We start from the raw sequence: 15,475 nt of genomic DNA, 5'->3' as shown, positions 1-15,475 counted from the left end.
GGGGTGCCGCCGACATGAAGGGGAGTCTCGCGGCGGCGATGGTCGCCTTCCGCGATGCGGCTCCCGATTGCGAACTCGTCTTCGCCTCCTTCGCCGGCGAGGAGCAGGGCGGCATCGGCTGTCGGGCCGCAATCGAGGACGGGTTCGCGCCGGATTACGCCATCGTCGGCGAAGGGTCGACTGGCTATTCGGCCGAGGGGGGCACCGACGTGGCCGTCGCTCATAAGGGCCGCCGCGGGGCGACGGTCACCGCCGAGGGCGAGGCCGCCCACGCCAGCGAACCAGAGGCCGGCGAGAACGCCATCTATCAGGCGACCGAGGCCGTCGACATCGTCCGCGGCCTATCGGCCCCCGAGACGCGGGTGCTCGGCCACGAACTCTCGGGAAGCGTCGTCGTCACGGAGATCGAGGGTGGTAGCGGGTGGAACGTCATCCCCGAAGCCTGCGAGTTCACCGTCGACGAACGAACCGTCCCCGGCGAGCGTGCGGAGTTAGAGCAGGTCGAATCGCTGTTCGGCGTCTCGCTCGAAATCGACCAGGACCTCCCGCCGATGGCCTGCGACGACGCCGATTTCGCCGACGCGGTACTGGAGGCGGCCGACGCGTCCCAGCAGTCAGCTCCCGAACAGGTCGTCAAACCCCACGCAACCGACGCCGGGTGGCTGGCGAACCGGGCGGGAACGACCTGTGTCATCTGTGGCGCCGCCGAACCGGGTGAGGCACATACCGCGAGCGAGAGCGTCTCCCTCGACGTCGTCGAGCGCTGTGCGGACATCTACCGACACGTTGCCGAACGCGCGCCGTTGTGGTAGGCGACATCCCCGGACCGCCTATCCTGCTTCCGTGACTTCATGTTTTCGCGGCTCTCAGTACCGCCCATGGCAACCGACCAATCGTCGGTCCCCGAGGCGTACGACGACTTGCTCGAACAGTACGGGCGAGCGACGTATCTCGGCGACGCGAACATGGTCCTCTCGTGGGACCAAGAAGTGATGATGCCCGAGGGCGGCACGCCCGCTCGGGCGAAACAGCGCGGTGCGGTCTCGGCCGTCCAGCACGACCTGCTCGTCGACGACGACGTCGGCGAGTGGCTGGACGAACTCAAAAGCGAGGACCTGCCCGCCGAGGAGTCGGCGGTCGTCCGCGAGATCCGCCGTCAGTACGAGCGGAAGGCCCGCGTGCCGACCGACCTCGTCGAGGAGATCAGCGAGGTCACCTCCGACGCCCACCCCGTCTGGCAGGAAGCCAGAGAGGAGGACGACTGGTCGACGTTCGCGCCGACCGTCGAGAAGCTACTGGACCTCAAGCGCGAATACGCCGACCACATCGATTCCTCGGCGGACACCTACGAGGTGCTCTTCGCGGATTACGAACCCTACATCGACCTCGATACCGCCGAGGAGATCCTCGAACAACTCCGGGAGACGCTGGTTCCGCTCATCGACGAGGTTCGCGAGTCGGACGTCGACCTCTACGACGTCGAGGGCACCTACCCCGAAGACCAGCAACTCGACCTCGCTCGCGAGACGCTGGAGACGCTGGGGTATGACTTCGACCACGGCCGCCTCGACACCGCGCCCCACCCCTTCTCCTCGGGCACCCAGTTCGACGCGCGCGTGACCACGCGCTTCGACGAATCCGACCCGCTCGACTCGCTCGGGTCGACCATCCACGAGTTCGGTCACGCGACCTACACGCAGGGGCTCCGCGAGGACGCCTACGGATCGCCGCTGGGCGAGCATCGCGGCCTGACCGTCCACGAATCCCAGTCGCGGCTCTGGGAGAACCACGTCGGCCGCTCGCGTGCCTTCTGGGACTTCTTCGTCCCGCAGTTCAACGACCACCACGGCACCGACCTCACGCCGGAGCAGGCCTACGAGGCCGCCAATCAGGTCTACGAGGACAACCTCATCCGGGTCGAGGCCGACGAACTCACCTACCACCTCCACATCATCCTTCGATTCGAGATCGAGCGTGACCTGCTGGCCGGCGACCTCGATGTCGAAGAGGTCCCCGCGGTCTGGAACGACAAGATGGAGGAGTACCTCGGCGTTCGGCCCGAGACCGACAGCGAGGGCTGTCTACAGGACATCCACTGGAGCCACGGCTCCTTCGGCTACTTCCCGACCTACTCGCTGGGCAGCGTCCTCGCGGCCCAACTCCACGCGGCCGCCGAGGAGGACATCGACCACTTCGACACCAAGGTCCGCGCCGGCGAGTTCGAGGACCTCCACACGTGGCTGACCGACAACGTCCACAGCCACGGCCAGCGCTACACGACCGACGACCTGATTCAGGAAGCGACGGGCGAATCCTTCACGGCCGACTACTTCCTCGAGTACGCCGAGTCCAAGTTCGGCGACCTCTACGACCTCGACCGGTAGACTCTCCTCCTCCTTTTTAGGCGCCGTTAGCTCCTGAACAGCCGGTAGGCGCCCATCCCGACCGCGACCTGCTTTTGTTCGCCGTCCGGCGTTTCGCTCGTGACCTCGATGTAGGAGACGCCGACGCTGCTGCCGGCCCGGATGACTTCGGCGGTGGCCGTCAGGTCGTCGGTGGCCGGCCGGAGGTAGTTGACGTTGAGGTTGATCGTCGAGAGGTCGTCCTCCAAGGGGTCGGTGAGGTAGGGTCGGAGGGCGATGCCGCCGACCACGTCGATGAGCGTCGAGGCGACGCCACCCTGTATCGTCGGCGGGTCGGTCGGGTTGGTGAGTTTGTCGTCGAAGGGGATGGTCCCGACCATCCGGCCGACGTCGAACTCCTCGACCGTGAACCCGAGCCACGAGAGGAACTGGTGTTCGGATTCGAGGTACTCCTGCAACATGGCGACGGCTTCGTCGGGCACGTCGTGCGGCTCTACGTCGGTCATGTGGCTCTGTGCCAACCGAGGTGGCTTGTATGCTGGGGTGGCCCCTCCTCGTTTCGGGAACCCTGCTCCTCCGTCGACCCGTGGTCTCAAGTAATCGGGCCGTTTCATGATGTGTGTGAGCAAACCAGAACCCGGTTTCGATGCCGAGGCGCTCGCGGCGGGACTGGAGACGTTCGGCGGTGATCCCGAGGAGCGGCGGGCGGTCGCTCGCCACGCCCGCGACCTCGCGGACAGCGGCCGCTACGAGGCCGATACCGACGTACCGCTGACGCCCGAGCACGTCGTCGTCCAGTTGGCCGACGCGCCCGCAGGTGGCCCGGCCGAACGCTGGAACTGGTGGCTCGGCTCGCTGGAGTTCGCCTACGGCGGCTACGCCGAGTTCCAGTTGCGCCGCTGGGGCGCCGCTGACGGGGAATAACGGGGGCGACAGGCTCGCGCCGCAGCCATCCCCGTGCTTTTCCGTGCGGAGTCCCTATCGACGAGTGTATGGGCTTCGGAAGTTACGACGAATCCGAGCAGAAGGATCAGAACGTCGAGGCGGACGAGGACGCCGCGGTCAACGTCCACGAGAACGACCACGAGGGCGAGGTCGAATTCGAGTTCGAAGAAAGCGAGGAATCGCTTATCGACAAACTCCAGGACATGAAGGACGACTGACCGTCGTCTCGGCAGGAAAACCTGACTCCAGTTCGTTTTCGAACGGTCGCGACGGTGACGGAGAGTCGATTCTCTCGGCCGGCTTATCGACCCCGATAGCGGTCGCACTACCCTGAATCCCGACTTCCGAGACTCGAAATCAGATGTTTTGGTGTCGCGTACTTATATTCAGATATGACCTTCGTGGTCCCATTCGACGGGCAGGACCTCGCCGAGGCCGCGCTCGTTCGGGCAAAGGAGTTCAATACGGTCCTGAACGAGCGGGTCGTCGCGGTGTCGGTGATACCGCGCGGCAACGCCGAATACGCCCGAGAGCGGGGATGGCTCAGGAAAGGCGAACAGTTCGACATAAAGACCATCGTCGGGCGGCTCCACGAACAGGTACTCGAACTGGCGCCCGAGGCCAATTTCAGACACACCGTCGTCAGCCGCTACGCACCGACCGGCACGATAGCCTCTCAACTGCGCCGTCACGCCGAACAGGAGGACGCGTCGATGGTGTTCATCGGCAGCGAGAACGCCGGTCGAGTCGTCTCGACGGTCAGCAGCGTGGGAAACAACGTGGCGAGCGACGAGGACTACGATGTCGTCATCATCCGGAACCGGACGCCGTCGAAGGTCGCTACGATACGGAACAACTCTCCGTACCGGAAGCAGAAATCCGACTTCTACCTCCCCCGGTGACCCCTTCGTTGGCCGCGAACCGACGAAGGGAAACCACCGAAGCGAGTACGCCACGGTAGTGAACCTGCAGTTCCTCGGCGGTGCCCGCGAAGTCGGCCGCAGCGCGATTCTCGTCAACGATTCGCTGCTGCTCGACTTCGGCATGAAGACCGCCGACCCGCCGCAGTATCCCGTCGGCGGCCTCCGGGGCGGCGGGCCCGAACCCGACGCCGTCGTCGTCAGCCACGGCCACCTCGACCACGTCGGTGCTATTCCCGCCCTGCTATCGAGTGATGCTCGGCCGACGATTCACTGGACGCCGCCGACCTACGAACTGGCGCTGACGCTGGCCCGCGACACGCTCAAACTCCACGGTGGGACGCCGCAGTGTCCCTTCACCGAAGAGGATGTCCGCCGCGTCACCGAAGTCTCAGAAACGCACGGCTATCGCGAGACGTTCGAGGCCGCCGGCCACGAAATCACGTTCTTCAACGCCGGCCACATCCCCGGAAGCGCCCACGTCCTCGTCGATGACAGCGAGGTGCAACGCACCTCGGGCAATCGGACGCAGGCCGATGACAGCGAGACGCGCCTGCTGTACACCGGCGACTTTCACACCGAAGATCAACGACTGGTGTCGGGCACCGACGCCCGTCCCGACGCGGACGTGGTCATCACCGAATCGACCTACGCCGACGTCGAACACGAAGACCGCGATGCGGTCGAAGAGCGGTTCGTCGAGAGCGTCAAGACGACGCTGTGGGAGGGCGGCACCGTCGTCGTCCCCGCCTTCGCCATCGGACGGACGCAGGAACTCATGCTGGTCTGCGAAGCCCACGACATCGACTGCTACGTCGACGGGATGGGCAAGGACGTCACGCGCATGATTCGCCAGCATCCCGAGTTCCTCCGTGACGGCGAGGCGATGCGCCGCGCCAAGTCCAACGCCCGCTTCGTGACCGGCCGCGATGGACAGCGCAAGCGCATCGCCGACCAGCAGACGGTCATCATCACCACCGCGGGGATGCTCTCGGGCGGCCCCGCGATGACCTACATCCCCGAAATCTACGCCAACCCCGTCAACAAGATCTGTTTCTCGGGCTATCAGGTCGAGGGGACGCCCGGCCGGCAGTTGCTGGAGACGGGCAGCGCCGAGATCGGCGACCGACACCTCCGGGTCAGCGCACAGGTCGAGAGCTACGACTTCTCCGCCCACGCCGACAGCGGCGGCCTGCGGGACTTCTTGAGCGATTACGAAGGGACGCCACTGCTGGTCAACCACGGCGATTCCTGCGAGTGGTTCGCCGAGCAGTTGCGGAGCGAGGGCCACGACGCCGCGGCCCCCGAGTTGGGCGAGACGGTCGAGATCTGAGCCGGTCGGCCGACGACCGGTCGGCGCACGATATCACTCCCCAAAGTGCGACTTAAGCCGTTCCAGCCCCAAATATCGGTAATGATGAACCGTCCGCTGTCCGCCGGGTCGACGCTTCTGGTCGACCTCGACGGCGTCGTCGCCGACCAGCTCCCGCGACTCTGCACCTACCTCAACGACGAGCTGGGCATCGATGTCGCCCCGAGCGATATCGACGACTGGAGCTACGACGTGCCCGGCGTCGACGGCCACGTCGGGACGGTCATCACCGAGTTGATGACCGACCACACGGAGTGGTACTTCGGTGGCATGGACCCGACGCCGGGCGTCGCCGACGCGCTCGGCGACCTCCGCTCTGAGTACCACGTCGAGATAGCGACCCACCGGGTGCCCGACACGCACGACGTCTCGAAGGCGTGGCTCGACGACCACGGCATCCCCTACGACGATTTCCACGAGGAGGTCCCCTCCGACAAGGGTGCGGTCCCGGGCGACGCCCTCATCGACGACTATCACCGCAATGTCGCCAACGCGCTCGATGCCGGCAAGACCGGTTTCCTGATGCGCCAACCCTACAGCGACCCGACGGCCTGCGACGGCGCCCACGTCGTCGACTCGTGGGACGATATGCGACGACTTCTGCTGTAGCTCCCGGCTTTTTCTCCCTCCCGGTACAAGGCGGTGTATGGACACCTTCGATATCGGCGGCGAGTTGACCGTCCGACGGCTCGGCTTCGGCGCGATGCGCATCACCGGCGAGGACATCATCGGCGAACCCGACGACGTCGAGGCGGCCCGCGAGGTACTGCGCGAGGCGGCCGACCGCGTCGACCTCATCGACACCGCCGACTCCTACGGCCCCGGCGTCTCCGAACGCCTCATCGGCGAGACGCTGGCCCCCTACGACGACGTGGCCGTCGCCACGAAGGGCGGCCTGCTTCGGTCGCCGGACGGCGAGTGGATTCCCCGCGGCGACCCCGAATACCTCCGGAACGCCCTGCTGTGTAGCCTCGACCGCCTCCGCGTGGACACCATCGACCTCTATCAGCACCACCGCCCGGACCCCGAGGTCGACTTCGAGGAGAGTATCACGACGCTGGCGGAACTGAAAGACGACGGCTTCATCGACCACGTCGGGGTCTCGAACGTCAGCGTCGAACAACTGGAGACGGCCCGCGACCACGTCGAGGTCGCGACCGTCCAGAACCACTACAACGTCGAGACGCGGGACACCGACCGCGTCGACGGCGACGGCCGCCGCGTCCTGGAGGCCTGCGAGGCCAACGACATCGGCTTCATCCCGTACTTCCCGCTGGCCGCCGGCGACCTCGATTCGGTCGAGGGCCTCGACGACATCGCCGAGGCCCACGACGCTACACGACAGCAGATCGCCCTCGCGTGGCTCCTGGAACGCTCGCCCGTGATGCTCCCGATTCCCGGGACCTCCAGCGTCGAACACTTAAACGAGAACGTCGCCGCGGCCGACATCGACCTCACCGACGAGGAGATTGCGCGGTTGACGTGACGTAGCCGCCCGCGGCGTCTTCCCCTCGCCGTCAGTCGAAGGGGTAGTTCGGGTCCCGTTCGTCCGCGTCGGTCGGTTCCCGCGTCGATCTCGTGAGCGACGGCAGACAGGCGCCGTACTCCCTCACGTTCTCCCGGGCCTCGGCCAGCGAGACGTGGTTGTAGTCGCTCTGGGTGTCGGGGTGATAGAAGCCGACGAGGTCGTCGAGCCAGCCGCAGATCTCGCAGACCTCGTAGGAGCCCGGTGCTCGCGGCTCCAGCGTTCGATAGCCACAGCAGGGACAGAACCCGAGTTCGCGGGAGACGGGGTTGTCGCGGTCCTCCGACCGCGGGTTGCCTCGGTCGGCCATACGCCGTGTTTGCGCCGTAGCGCCGTTATTCCTGCGCCTGTTCGACCTTGTCGGCGTGGTCTTCGAGGTCGGTGGCGAGTTGGCGGGCCTCGTCGGCCGAAAGGCGGACCGTGTCGGCGTGGGGCTGGAGGTGTTCGAGTTGCGTGTTGTCGAGTTCGAGCTGGAGCGAGACGTGGTCGGGGTTCTTCCGGGGGCTCGTGACGTTGAGAACGGCGTAGGCTTCCTCCTCGAAGCCGTGCCCCTCCGCCTCCCCGTCGAGCAAATCGAGCGTCGTGAAGGCGTTGACCTTCATGATGCGGTCGACCATGTCCCACGAAAGGCGACTGGACCGGGTAAGCGTGACGCTCGCCGCCATGCTGCAGCTCGGCACTAAACGGGCCGTCTATCGACGCCGGAACCATCAGGTGTGGTGGCATACATCTCACGGACATGCAATCCTACGGGGCCTACCGAGCGGCCTTTGCCGAACGGTCGCTTCCGACGGCGTTTCTCGACCGGGAGGCCTTCGAGGCGAACATCCAGCGGACGAAGGAACGCGCTGACGGCGTCCCCGTCCGCGTCGCCTCGAAGTCCGTCCGCTGTCGGGCCGCCCTCCAACGCCTCCTTGCGGAACCCGAATTCGAGGGGCTGATGTGCTATACCGGCAACGAGGCGGTCGACTTGGCCGGCGAGGGGTTCGACGACCTGCTCGTTGCCTATCCGACCGTCGACGAACGCGAACTCCGACGCGTCGCCAAGGCAGTCGCCGACGGCGCACGAATCGTCCTCGTGGTCGATTCGAGGGCGCAGGTCGACCGAATCGGAACGGTCGCCAGCGAGGTCGATGCCGACGTGCCGCTGTGTATCGACCTCGACCTATCGACCGAACACCTCGGCATATACTTCGGCGTCCAGCGGTCGCCGATCCGGACGCCCGAGGAAGCCATGGCAGTCGCCGACAGCATCGCCGAAACCGAGGGTGTCCATCTCTCGGGGCTGATGGGCTACGAGGGGCTGCCGGCTACGCTATCGAGGTGACCCGACGGCCCGACTCGGACGTCTACACCTGCCGCGGCGGCGGCTACATCGCCTCCGGCCCCGTGGGTGAGGACAAGGCCCCGATCCCGTGGCGTCCCGACGGTGCGAGCCTCCGGGACGCCGAGGCCGTCTTCGACCGCTACGACGGGCGCCCACATTGGGGAAAGCACCACACGAAGACGGCTGGAGAGTTCGCCGAGTTGTATCCCGAATGGGACGAGTTTCATGACGTCCGTCAAGAACTCGACCCTGATGGCCTGTTCCTGAACGACCACCTTCAGGACGTGTTCGGCGAGTCGGATTTCGGCCCGTGACGCTGGGCTTTTCTACGCGCACGCCCACAGCCGAGACATGACATCCGTCGAGGCGAAGCGTGAGGCCGCCATCGAGGATTTGCGGGAGTTCGACAGTGTCCTCATCGCGTTTTCGGGGGGCGTCGACTCCTCGGTCGTGGCCGCGCTCGCCCACGAGGCGCTCGGTGAGGATGCGGTCGCCTGCACCGCCAAAAGCGAGACGTTGCCCGACGCGGAGTTGACGGACGCCAACCGGGTCGCCGACGAGATCGGAATCCGCTATGAGACGGTTTCCTTCTCGGAGTTGGACAGCGAGGCGTTCGTCGAGAACGACGGTGAACGCTGCTACCACTGCCGGTCGATGCGCCTCGGTCGAATGTTCGACAAGGCCCGCGAGTTGGATATCGACGTGGTCTGTGACGGAACGAACGCCTCGGACCCCGGAGAAGGCCATCGTCCCGGCCTCCGCGCGGTCGAGGAGTTGAACGCCTACTCGCCACTTTTGGAACACGACATCACGAAAGAGGAGGTCCGCGAGATCGCCCGCCACTACGACCTCTCGGTGGCGGACAAGCCGTCGATGGCGTGTCTCTCCTCGCGAATCCCGACGGGGCTGGAGGTCACGGAGGAGAAACTCTCGCGCATCGAGAAGGCCGAGACGCTGCTCCGGACGTGGGGCTTCGAGCAGTTCCGCGTGCGTGACCACGACGGCCTCGCGCGCATCGAGGTGGGCGAAGACGAACTGGAGCGGGCGCTGGACCCCGACTTCGCCGCGGCCGCCCGCGAGCACCTCGGCGACATCGGCTTCGACCACGTGACGCTGGACCTCGAAGGGTATCGGACAGGCAGCGTCTCGCCCGCCGACGAGGCGGACGCCGAGGACGTGGTCGACGACGTGCTGGACGCCGACTACCCGACGTAACTGGCTGGGCTGGGGGTTCGCCGGATTCGGCGCGGGGGAGAGTACTTGCGCTTGGCCGCCGAAGACGCCGTATGGACGGGGTTCCTGAACACGTGCTGGTGCCGCTCGATGGCTCGCCGCTGGCCGACGACGCGCTGATGCACGCCCTCGCTGTCTACGACTGTCAGGTGACGGTATTGAACGTCGTCACACCGCTGGACGAGCCACTGAGCGAAGGGGGCATCCTCGAACTGGACGAGTCCCGACGGGAGGCGGCCGAAGACCGCGCGGAGGCGGTTCTGACGCGTGCCCGCGAGCAGGCCGATGCCGCAGGACAGACCGTAGAGACGGTGGTCGAGACCGGCGACCCCGCGGAGACGATCATCGAGTACGCCGAAGCCCACGACGTCGACCACATCGTGATGGGAAGCCACAGCGAAGCCCGAAACGCGCTCGCCCGGCGACTGCTCGGTACCGTCGCCACGACGGTCGTCGGCGACGCCCCCGTTCCGGTAACCGTCATCCGGTAGTCGAAGCTTTTCTTACTGGATGCCGATGGCGGTGGTTAACAGCCGGTAGAGCCCGAAGCCGACGGCGACCGACGACCCGAGCGTGATGAACCAGAACACGACCGTTCGGATGATCTTCTCTCGGGAGACGCCAGCGGACCCGCCCGCGAGCCCGCCACCGATGACGCCCGAGATGATGATGTTGTTGAACGAGATCGGGATGCCGAGCGTGATCGCCAGTTGCGCGATGAGGAACCCGGGGACCAGCGCCGCGATGGACCGGCGGACCCCGAGTTGTGCGTACTCCCGAGAGGTCGCCTGGAGGAGTCGCGGGGCACCCATCCACGCGCCGGCGAGGATGCCGGTCGCGCCGAAGGCCAAAAGCGCGATAGCGGGCAGTCCCAACTCGCCGCGCACGAGGTTCTCGAGGGGACCCGTCGCGAGGCCGACCTGACTGCCGCCGCTGGAGAACGCGACGACGCTACCGAGGACGAGGAGGAACATCCGGATGCCGGCGTCGATGTCCTCGAGCATGCGACGGCGGAGATACCAGAACGCGCCGACGGCGAACAGGAGGGTCGTCAGGACGGCGATGGCGTCGACACCGGCGACGGTCGGACTATCGAACGGCAGGCCGGCGGCGACGGCGAGCGACCCCTGGTCCGCGTTCGGGTCGGGGATGATTCCGAGGCGGATGTTCGCGACGATGCCAGCGACGACTGCCGCAAGCAGCGGGACGCCGACGGCCTCGGAGACGTCGTCGCGGCGCAGCAGCGTCGCCGTCACGTAGGCGACGGAGGCGGACATGAACGGGACGGCGAGCCAGAACAGCCCGAGCCGCTGGTAGGTATCCCAGGCCGGCGCACCACCGAGCGAGAGCCCGACGCCGACGATCGCGCCGGTCGTGGCGAAGGCGGCGGGAATCGGATAGCCGGTGTAGACACCTATCGCCATGAACGTCGCGGCGGTGAGGAGGGCAGCCGTCGCCGCAAGCGGCGTGATACCGACGCCGCCGATGAGGCTCGTCCCGACGGTCTCGGAGATACTGCCGCCCTGGGTGAGCGCCCCGAGGGCGGCGAAGATGCCGATGAGGAACGCGGCCCGCATCGTCGGGATGGCGTTGGCGCCGACCGCGGGGGCGAACGGCGGGGAGTTGCTGTTGGCGCCGAGCGCCCACGCCATGAAGAGTCCGGCCAGCGCTGCGAAGCCGACGAGCGCCCAGAACGTCGCCGTCATGTGCCTCCGCGTCGGGAACTCAGGCGGCCGATGAGCGAGCGCAACGGGCCCTGGGTGGCGTTGACGTCCCGAGCCAGAATGACTGTCCGGTCGGTCCGGTCGGCGACGCGTCGCGGGACCGACCCGACCAGCCGCGTACGGAGCCCCGACTGTCGAGTGGCACCGAAGGCGACGATATCGTACTCCGTGGCCATCTCGACGAGAACGTCCTCGACGCTTTCGGATTCGCGGACGCCGGTCTCGACGGCTACCTCGGGTCCGGGAGCCGCCGCGAGCGCCTCGACGGCGTCGGTGAGCCACTCCGTCGCCGTCTCGCGGTCGGTCTCCGCCTGGAGGACGGAGACGGCCGTCACCGTCGCGTCGTTGGCTGCGGCGATGGCCACCGCGGCCGCTGCTGCGGGCCGCACGTGGGGGCCGCCGGCGACCGGCAGGAGGATGCGGTCGACCTCGCCCGCGATGCGGCCGATACGCTCGACGTAGACGTCACAGGGGGCTCGCCGGAGGAGCGTGTCGACGCTCGTTCCGAGGACGACCTCCGAGCGACTCGTCGGGCCGTGCCAGCCGATGACCAACGCTTCGGTAGCGGGGTTGGCGACGGCCTCCAAGACCCCCGCAGCGACCGACCCCGCGACGACGAGTTCCGACTCGACCGGGACGTCCGCTGGCGCTGTCTCGGTTGCTCGCTCCAGTAGTGCCTGCTGGTCACCCGAGAACTCTCGACGGATCGTCTCGTCGGAGAACACCTCGAACGGCGAATCGTGCGATTTGACGACGACACTGATGAGACGTATCGTTCCATCCCGAACCCGGGCGAGGTCACCGGCCGTCCGAACCAGCTGCTCGACGTGGGCCGGGTTCCCCGCTGCGACGACGATTTCCGGGTCGCTATCCATTATCTATCTTAACCGGCACACGTACAAAAATGGCGCCCTGATTCCAGCTACCCCTGATCTTGCATCGAGTCTCTGCCGTTTACGAGGCTCCGACCGTTTTATCGATCGCTTTCGTCGAGCGCGTCGGCGATCGTTTTCAGTTCGACCTTGGTGAACGCGCTCCCGTCAGCCTCCTCGCCTTCGTCCAGTCCCGTCCGTCTGCGGATGTCGGCCCGCATCGTTCCCTTCGGGGGCCGACCGCCGCCAACGTCGGCCCCGACGGCCTCGGCGATGGCGGCCAGTTCCTCCTTGGTGAACTGGGCGGATACCTCGCGCTCGAACCGGCCGACGGACGCGCGAATCTCGTTTCGAAGTTCGTGGACGGTCGGGCTCATACCCCGACTGTTGGCGAAGATACGCCTATACCTTCGGGTCCCCACGACCATCGTCGATAGTGCTCGTCGGCTGATGGGCGCTTCACATAGCCTTTGACCGTGGGACTCTTCTCTTCGCTATGGACCCCTCCGACAATCATCAAAGCTGGGCCGAGCGTTCCGGCGAGTTCTCGCCGGAGTATTACGCCCGACTCGGCCCGAACGAGGTCACCGAGATCCTCGCCGAGGTGTTCGACCACTACGTCGACACCGATGCCGCGGTACTCGAACTCGGGTGTAGCTCCGGCCGCCATCTCGCCTACCTCCGGTCACAGGGCTACGAGAACCTCACCGGCATCGACATCAACGACGAATCCTTCGAGGTCATGGCCGAGGCCTTCCCGGAACTCGCCGAGACGGGCACCTTCCATACGGGCGCAATCGAGGACATCCTCCCCGAGATGGACGACGACGCCTTCGACGTCGTCTACTCGGTCGAGACGCTCCAGCACGTCCACCCCGACAACGAGTGGACCTTCGACGAAGTGATTCGCGTCACGAACGACCTGCTCATCACGGCCGAAAACGAGGGGAACAGCCCGACGCGCGGCCGCGGCGACGCCGAAGTGAGCTACGTCAACGACGACTTCCCGCTGTATCACCGCAACTGGAAGGACGTGTTCTCGGAACGCGGCCTCGCCCAGTTGCTCAAAGAACCCGGCAAGCGCGACACGGTGCGCGTCTTCCGCGTACTGTGACTCCGAGGTCGACCGCTACACCCACGGCCGCTCGTTTTCCCGAACCACGCGCAGCCCGTCGCCCTCCTCGGCGAACTCGTTGATGCCGCAGTTGTCCTGGTGGTGCCGTTTCAAGCCTTCGAGGAGCGGCAGGTCCTTCGCGTACCCCAGCATGAGGTGCAGCGGGCCGCCGTGTGTGACCACGAGGACGGTCTCGTCGTCGTGGTTCGAGACGACCTGTCCCAACCGTTGGGTGACGCGGTCGGCCACATCGCGGAGCGATTCGCCACCTTCGGGGACGGCCATCGACGCCTCGTAGGCGGCCTCGCCCAGCGAGAACTTCGGGAACCGTTCCAGTACCTCGCCGTATTCGAAGCCCTGATAGACGCCGATATCCCGCTCGCGCCAGTGGGGTTCGTGGGTGACATCGAAATCGGCCTCGAAGGCATCGAGAATCAGGTCGGCCGTCTCGCGGGTGCGGTCCAGATCCGACGCGTAGACGGCGTCGAAGGTGTATTCGTCGACGAGCCATTCGCCGGCCGCGCGGGCCTGTTCACGTCCCGTCTCGTTGAGGACCGTTGGCGCCCACCCTTGCATCCGGCCGGTCCGGTTCCATTCGGTTTCGCCGTGCCGGACGGCGACGACGCGTGTCATTAACTGACCGTACTTCGCCGGAGGCAATGAGCCTTCGGCCATCGTTTCCGGCCGTAGTTCTATACGCCCGAGCGGTGAACCACGCCTATGGCGCCGGCGGAACCAGCCAGTTCGACCCAACGCATCCTGTGGTCGCTGCTGGCGGGTGTCTGCTTTGCGGCTTCGGCATCGCTTTTCGTAGTGCCGTTTATCGGCGCCGAGACGATGTTACCCAATCCGCTGTCGAACAGCGATGGCGCGATGGGCGCCGCCGCACTCCTCGCCGCGTTTCTCGTCGGGACGGTCTGTTGGCTATACGTCGAACGGCACGCAGAACGCCGCTACATCAGAGCTGGCGTCCTTGCCGGCATCGCCACTGGCACGGTCGCGCATCCGGTGATGTGGTTCCTCTGGGGCCTGTTGAACGGCTCCATCTGGATGGGTATCCTGTTTCTCGTCCCGCTGTTCTGGCTGTTCGGCCTGCTGCTGTTCGGCATCATCACCATCCCACTTGCAATCGGTGCTGGAGTCGTGGTCGGCACGCTCCGAATCGTGACGATACGGTACCGAGAACAGCACGCGGCGTGACTACCGCTTGACCCAGCGCAACACGAGCAGCGTCCCCTCGAAGAGGCCGATCATGGTCGCGGCGACGATGATGGGCGCCATCCCCGTCGGGTCCGGGCTGAACAGGAACGCGATACCGAGGAACGCACCCCAGAAGTAGAGGCGCTTGTCGGCCAGCCACCGGCGGGTGGTCAGGCCCATCATGATGGCGAGCATGATGAACAGCGGAATCTGGAACACCGCCGCGAAAAGCCCCATCATGAGGACGATGAGGTCGAACGTCTGGGTCAGGCCGAAGGCGATAGTCGCCGCGTCCTGCGAGTAGGTGAGGAAATACGTGAAAATCGCCGGGAGGACGAGGAAGTACGCGAAGAGGACACCGACGCCGGCCAGCACGAGGCTGGCGGGCACCGACGCGAGGTAGTAGCGGCGCTCGTGTTCGTAGAGGCCGGGGCGCATGAACAGATAGGTCTGGTAGACGAACACGGGCAGCGCGATGATGAACCCGCCCAGCGTGGCGACCTTCAACCGGGCGAGGATGAGCGCCAGCGGGTGGTAGACCCGGGGGCGAGCGATGTCGCCGCCCGGCAGCACCGAGTACCACAGAAAGTTGATGATGAATTCCGCGAAGGGGAAGATGATGCCGGAGATGATAGCCATCACGACGATGACGATGCCGAGGCGGTAGACCATCTCCTCGATGTGGTCCGCGAGCGGCATCTCCTCGTCGCTGGCGGGGCCGTCGCCGACGAGTCCCTCGTCGACGTCGTGGCTCCCCTCCGTCGTCTCGGCCATGTGTTCGGGTCGGCACCCGGCGTTTGTAAGCCTTCTCCTACCACTTTTTGCACGAGAACGCGGGTCGCGCCCGCTTCGGGGCGCGACCCCGGTTCTCGGCAAAAAC

At 66.1% G+C, this 15,475-nt stretch carries 22 protein-coding genes; 14 read left to right on the top strand and 8 right to left on the bottom strand.

Annotated elements, in window-relative coordinates:
* The coding region (locus tag V5A53_RS07155; RefSeq protein WP_332312900.1) for a M20 family metallopeptidase at positions 1-812 on the top strand (812 nt) is incomplete at its 5' end.
* Positions 813-878: 66 nt separating this feature from the next.
* Positions 879-2,384 (top strand): carboxypeptidase M32, encoded by a 1,506-nt coding sequence (locus V5A53_RS07150; RefSeq protein ID WP_332312899.1) that lies wholly within the window; start codon positions 879-881, stop codon positions 2,382-2,384.
* A 26-nt stretch (positions 2,385-2,410) separates the two neighbouring features.
* On the opposite strand, the gene V5A53_RS07145 is transcribed toward V5A53_RS07150, so the two are convergent.
* Positions 2,411-2,869: a PaaI family thioesterase gene (locus V5A53_RS07145; protein ID WP_332312898.1), complete on the bottom strand. Its 459-nt coding sequence runs from the start codon at positions 2,867-2,869 to the stop codon at positions 2,411-2,413.
* 115 nt (positions 2,870-2,984) lie between these two features.
* Between V5A53_RS07145 and V5A53_RS07140 the strand changes: the two genes are divergently transcribed.
* From V5A53_RS07140 to V5A53_RS07115, 6 genes are all read left to right on the top strand, one after another.
* Positions 2,985-3,287 carry a hypothetical protein gene (locus V5A53_RS07140; RefSeq protein WP_332312897.1) on the top strand — a complete coding sequence of 101 codons (303 nt, stop codon included), beginning with the start codon at positions 2,985-2,987 and terminating at the stop codon, positions 3,285-3,287.
* Between the two features lie 68 nt (positions 3,288-3,355).
* Positions 3,356-3,526, top strand: coding sequence for a DUF5786 family protein (locus tag V5A53_RS07135; protein WP_178290204.1), 171 nt, complete (start codon positions 3,356-3,358; stop codon positions 3,524-3,526).
* A gap of 174 nt (positions 3,527-3,700) precedes the next feature.
* On the top strand, positions 3,701-4,210 hold the full coding sequence (locus tag V5A53_RS07130; protein WP_332312896.1) for a universal stress protein: 510 nt from the start codon (positions 3,701-3,703) through the stop codon (positions 4,208-4,210).
* A gap of 58 nt (positions 4,211-4,268) precedes the next feature.
* Positions 4,269-5,561: an MBL fold metallo-hydrolase gene (locus tag V5A53_RS07125; protein ID WP_332312895.1), complete on the top strand. Its 1,293-nt coding sequence runs from the start codon at positions 4,269-4,271 to the stop codon at positions 5,559-5,561.
* Positions 5,562-5,642: 81 nt separating this feature from the next.
* Positions 5,643-6,209, top strand: coding sequence for a 5' nucleotidase, NT5C type (locus V5A53_RS07120; protein WP_332312894.1), 567 nt, complete (start codon positions 5,643-5,645; stop codon positions 6,207-6,209).
* 37 nt (positions 6,210-6,246) lie between these two features.
* Positions 6,247-7,086, top strand: coding sequence for an aldo/keto reductase (locus tag V5A53_RS07115; protein ID WP_332312893.1), 840 nt, complete (start codon positions 6,247-6,249; stop codon positions 7,084-7,086).
* Between the two features lie 31 nt (positions 7,087-7,117).
* Here V5A53_RS07115 and V5A53_RS07110 read toward each other — a convergent pair whose 3' ends face one another.
* The gene (locus V5A53_RS07110) at positions 7,118-7,435 is read right to left on the bottom strand and encodes a CPCC family cysteine-rich protein (protein ID WP_332312892.1); all 318 of its coding nucleotides are present in this window, start codon (positions 7,433-7,435) and stop codon (positions 7,118-7,120) included.
* A gap of 25 nt (positions 7,436-7,460) precedes the next feature.
* The gene (locus V5A53_RS07105) at positions 7,461-7,742 is read right to left on the bottom strand and encodes a DUF6360 family protein (protein ID WP_332312891.1); all 282 of its coding nucleotides are present in this window, start codon (positions 7,740-7,742) and stop codon (positions 7,461-7,463) included.
* 122 nt (positions 7,743-7,864) lie between these two features.
* On the opposite strand from V5A53_RS07105, the gene V5A53_RS07100 reads away from it, so the two are divergent.
* From V5A53_RS07100 to V5A53_RS07085, 4 genes are all read left to right on the top strand, one after another.
* Positions 7,865-8,452, top strand: a complete 588-nt coding sequence (locus V5A53_RS07100) for an alanine racemase (protein WP_332312890.1) — start codon at positions 7,865-7,867, stop codon at positions 8,450-8,452.
* Positions 8,449-8,766 carry a D-arabinono-1,4-lactone oxidase gene (locus V5A53_RS07095; protein ID WP_332312889.1) on the top strand — a complete coding sequence of 106 codons (318 nt, stop codon included), beginning with the start codon at positions 8,449-8,451 and terminating at the stop codon, positions 8,764-8,766. The genes V5A53_RS07100 and V5A53_RS07095 overlap by 4 nt, the downstream gene beginning before the upstream one ends.
* Before the next feature lie 37 nt (positions 8,767-8,803).
* Positions 8,804-9,667: an ATP-dependent sacrificial sulfur transferase LarE gene (gene larE, locus V5A53_RS07090; RefSeq protein ID WP_332312888.1), complete on the top strand. Its 864-nt coding sequence runs from the start codon at positions 8,804-8,806 to the stop codon at positions 9,665-9,667.
* A gap of 71 nt (positions 9,668-9,738) precedes the next feature.
* On the top strand, positions 9,739-10,176 hold the full coding sequence (locus V5A53_RS07085) for a universal stress protein (RefSeq protein ID WP_332312887.1): 438 nt from the start codon (positions 9,739-9,741) through the stop codon (positions 10,174-10,176).
* A 12-nt stretch (positions 10,177-10,188) separates the two neighbouring features.
* Here the strand turns inward: V5A53_RS07085 and V5A53_RS07080 are convergent, their stop codons facing one another.
* The 3 genes from V5A53_RS07080 to V5A53_RS07070 form a co-directional block, all read right to left on the bottom strand.
* A complete protein-coding gene (locus tag V5A53_RS07080) occupies positions 10,189-11,391 on the bottom strand; it encodes an inorganic phosphate transporter (RefSeq protein ID WP_332312886.1) in 1,203 nt (400 codons plus the stop codon).
* On the bottom strand, positions 11,388-12,284 hold the full coding sequence (locus V5A53_RS07075; protein ID WP_332312885.1) for a universal stress protein: 897 nt from the start codon (positions 12,282-12,284) through the stop codon (positions 11,388-11,390). The genes V5A53_RS07080 and V5A53_RS07075 overlap by 4 nt, the downstream gene beginning before the upstream one ends.
* Before the next feature lie 98 nt (positions 12,285-12,382).
* Positions 12,383-12,658, bottom strand: a complete 276-nt coding sequence (locus V5A53_RS07070; protein WP_332312884.1) for a hypothetical protein — start codon at positions 12,656-12,658, stop codon at positions 12,383-12,385.
* Positions 12,659-12,777: 119 nt separating this feature from the next.
* Between V5A53_RS07070 and V5A53_RS07065 the strand changes: the two genes are divergently transcribed.
* Positions 12,778-13,395, top strand: a complete 618-nt coding sequence (locus V5A53_RS07065; protein WP_332312883.1) for a class I SAM-dependent methyltransferase — start codon at positions 12,778-12,780, stop codon at positions 13,393-13,395.
* A gap of 15 nt (positions 13,396-13,410) precedes the next feature.
* Here the strand turns inward: V5A53_RS07065 and V5A53_RS07060 are convergent, their stop codons facing one another.
* Positions 13,411-14,028, bottom strand: coding sequence for a histidine phosphatase family protein (locus tag V5A53_RS07060; protein ID WP_332312882.1), 618 nt, complete (start codon positions 14,026-14,028; stop codon positions 13,411-13,413).
* Between the two features lie 87 nt (positions 14,029-14,115).
* Here V5A53_RS07060 and V5A53_RS07055 point away from each other — a divergent pair, with 87 nt between their 5' ends.
* Positions 14,116-14,595 (top strand): hypothetical protein, encoded by a 480-nt coding sequence (locus V5A53_RS07055; RefSeq protein ID WP_332312881.1) that lies wholly within the window; start codon positions 14,116-14,118, stop codon positions 14,593-14,595.
* Here the strand turns inward: V5A53_RS07055 and tatC are convergent, their stop codons facing one another.
* Positions 14,596-15,369: a twin-arginine translocase subunit TatC gene (tatC, locus tag V5A53_RS07050; RefSeq protein ID WP_332312880.1), complete on the bottom strand. Its 774-nt coding sequence runs from the start codon at positions 15,367-15,369 to the stop codon at positions 14,596-14,598. It lies immediately after the preceding gene.
* Between the last annotated feature and the right edge of the window lie 106 nt (positions 15,370-15,475).

Origin of the sequence: Natronomonas sp. (genome assembly GCF_036625485.1) — an archaeon.
Lineage (GTDB): Archaea > Halobacteriota > Halobacteria > Halobacteriales > Haloarculaceae > Natronomonas.
The sequence above is the reverse complement of the archived record's forward strand: the minus strand, read 5'-3'. Positions and strand labels throughout refer to the sequence as shown.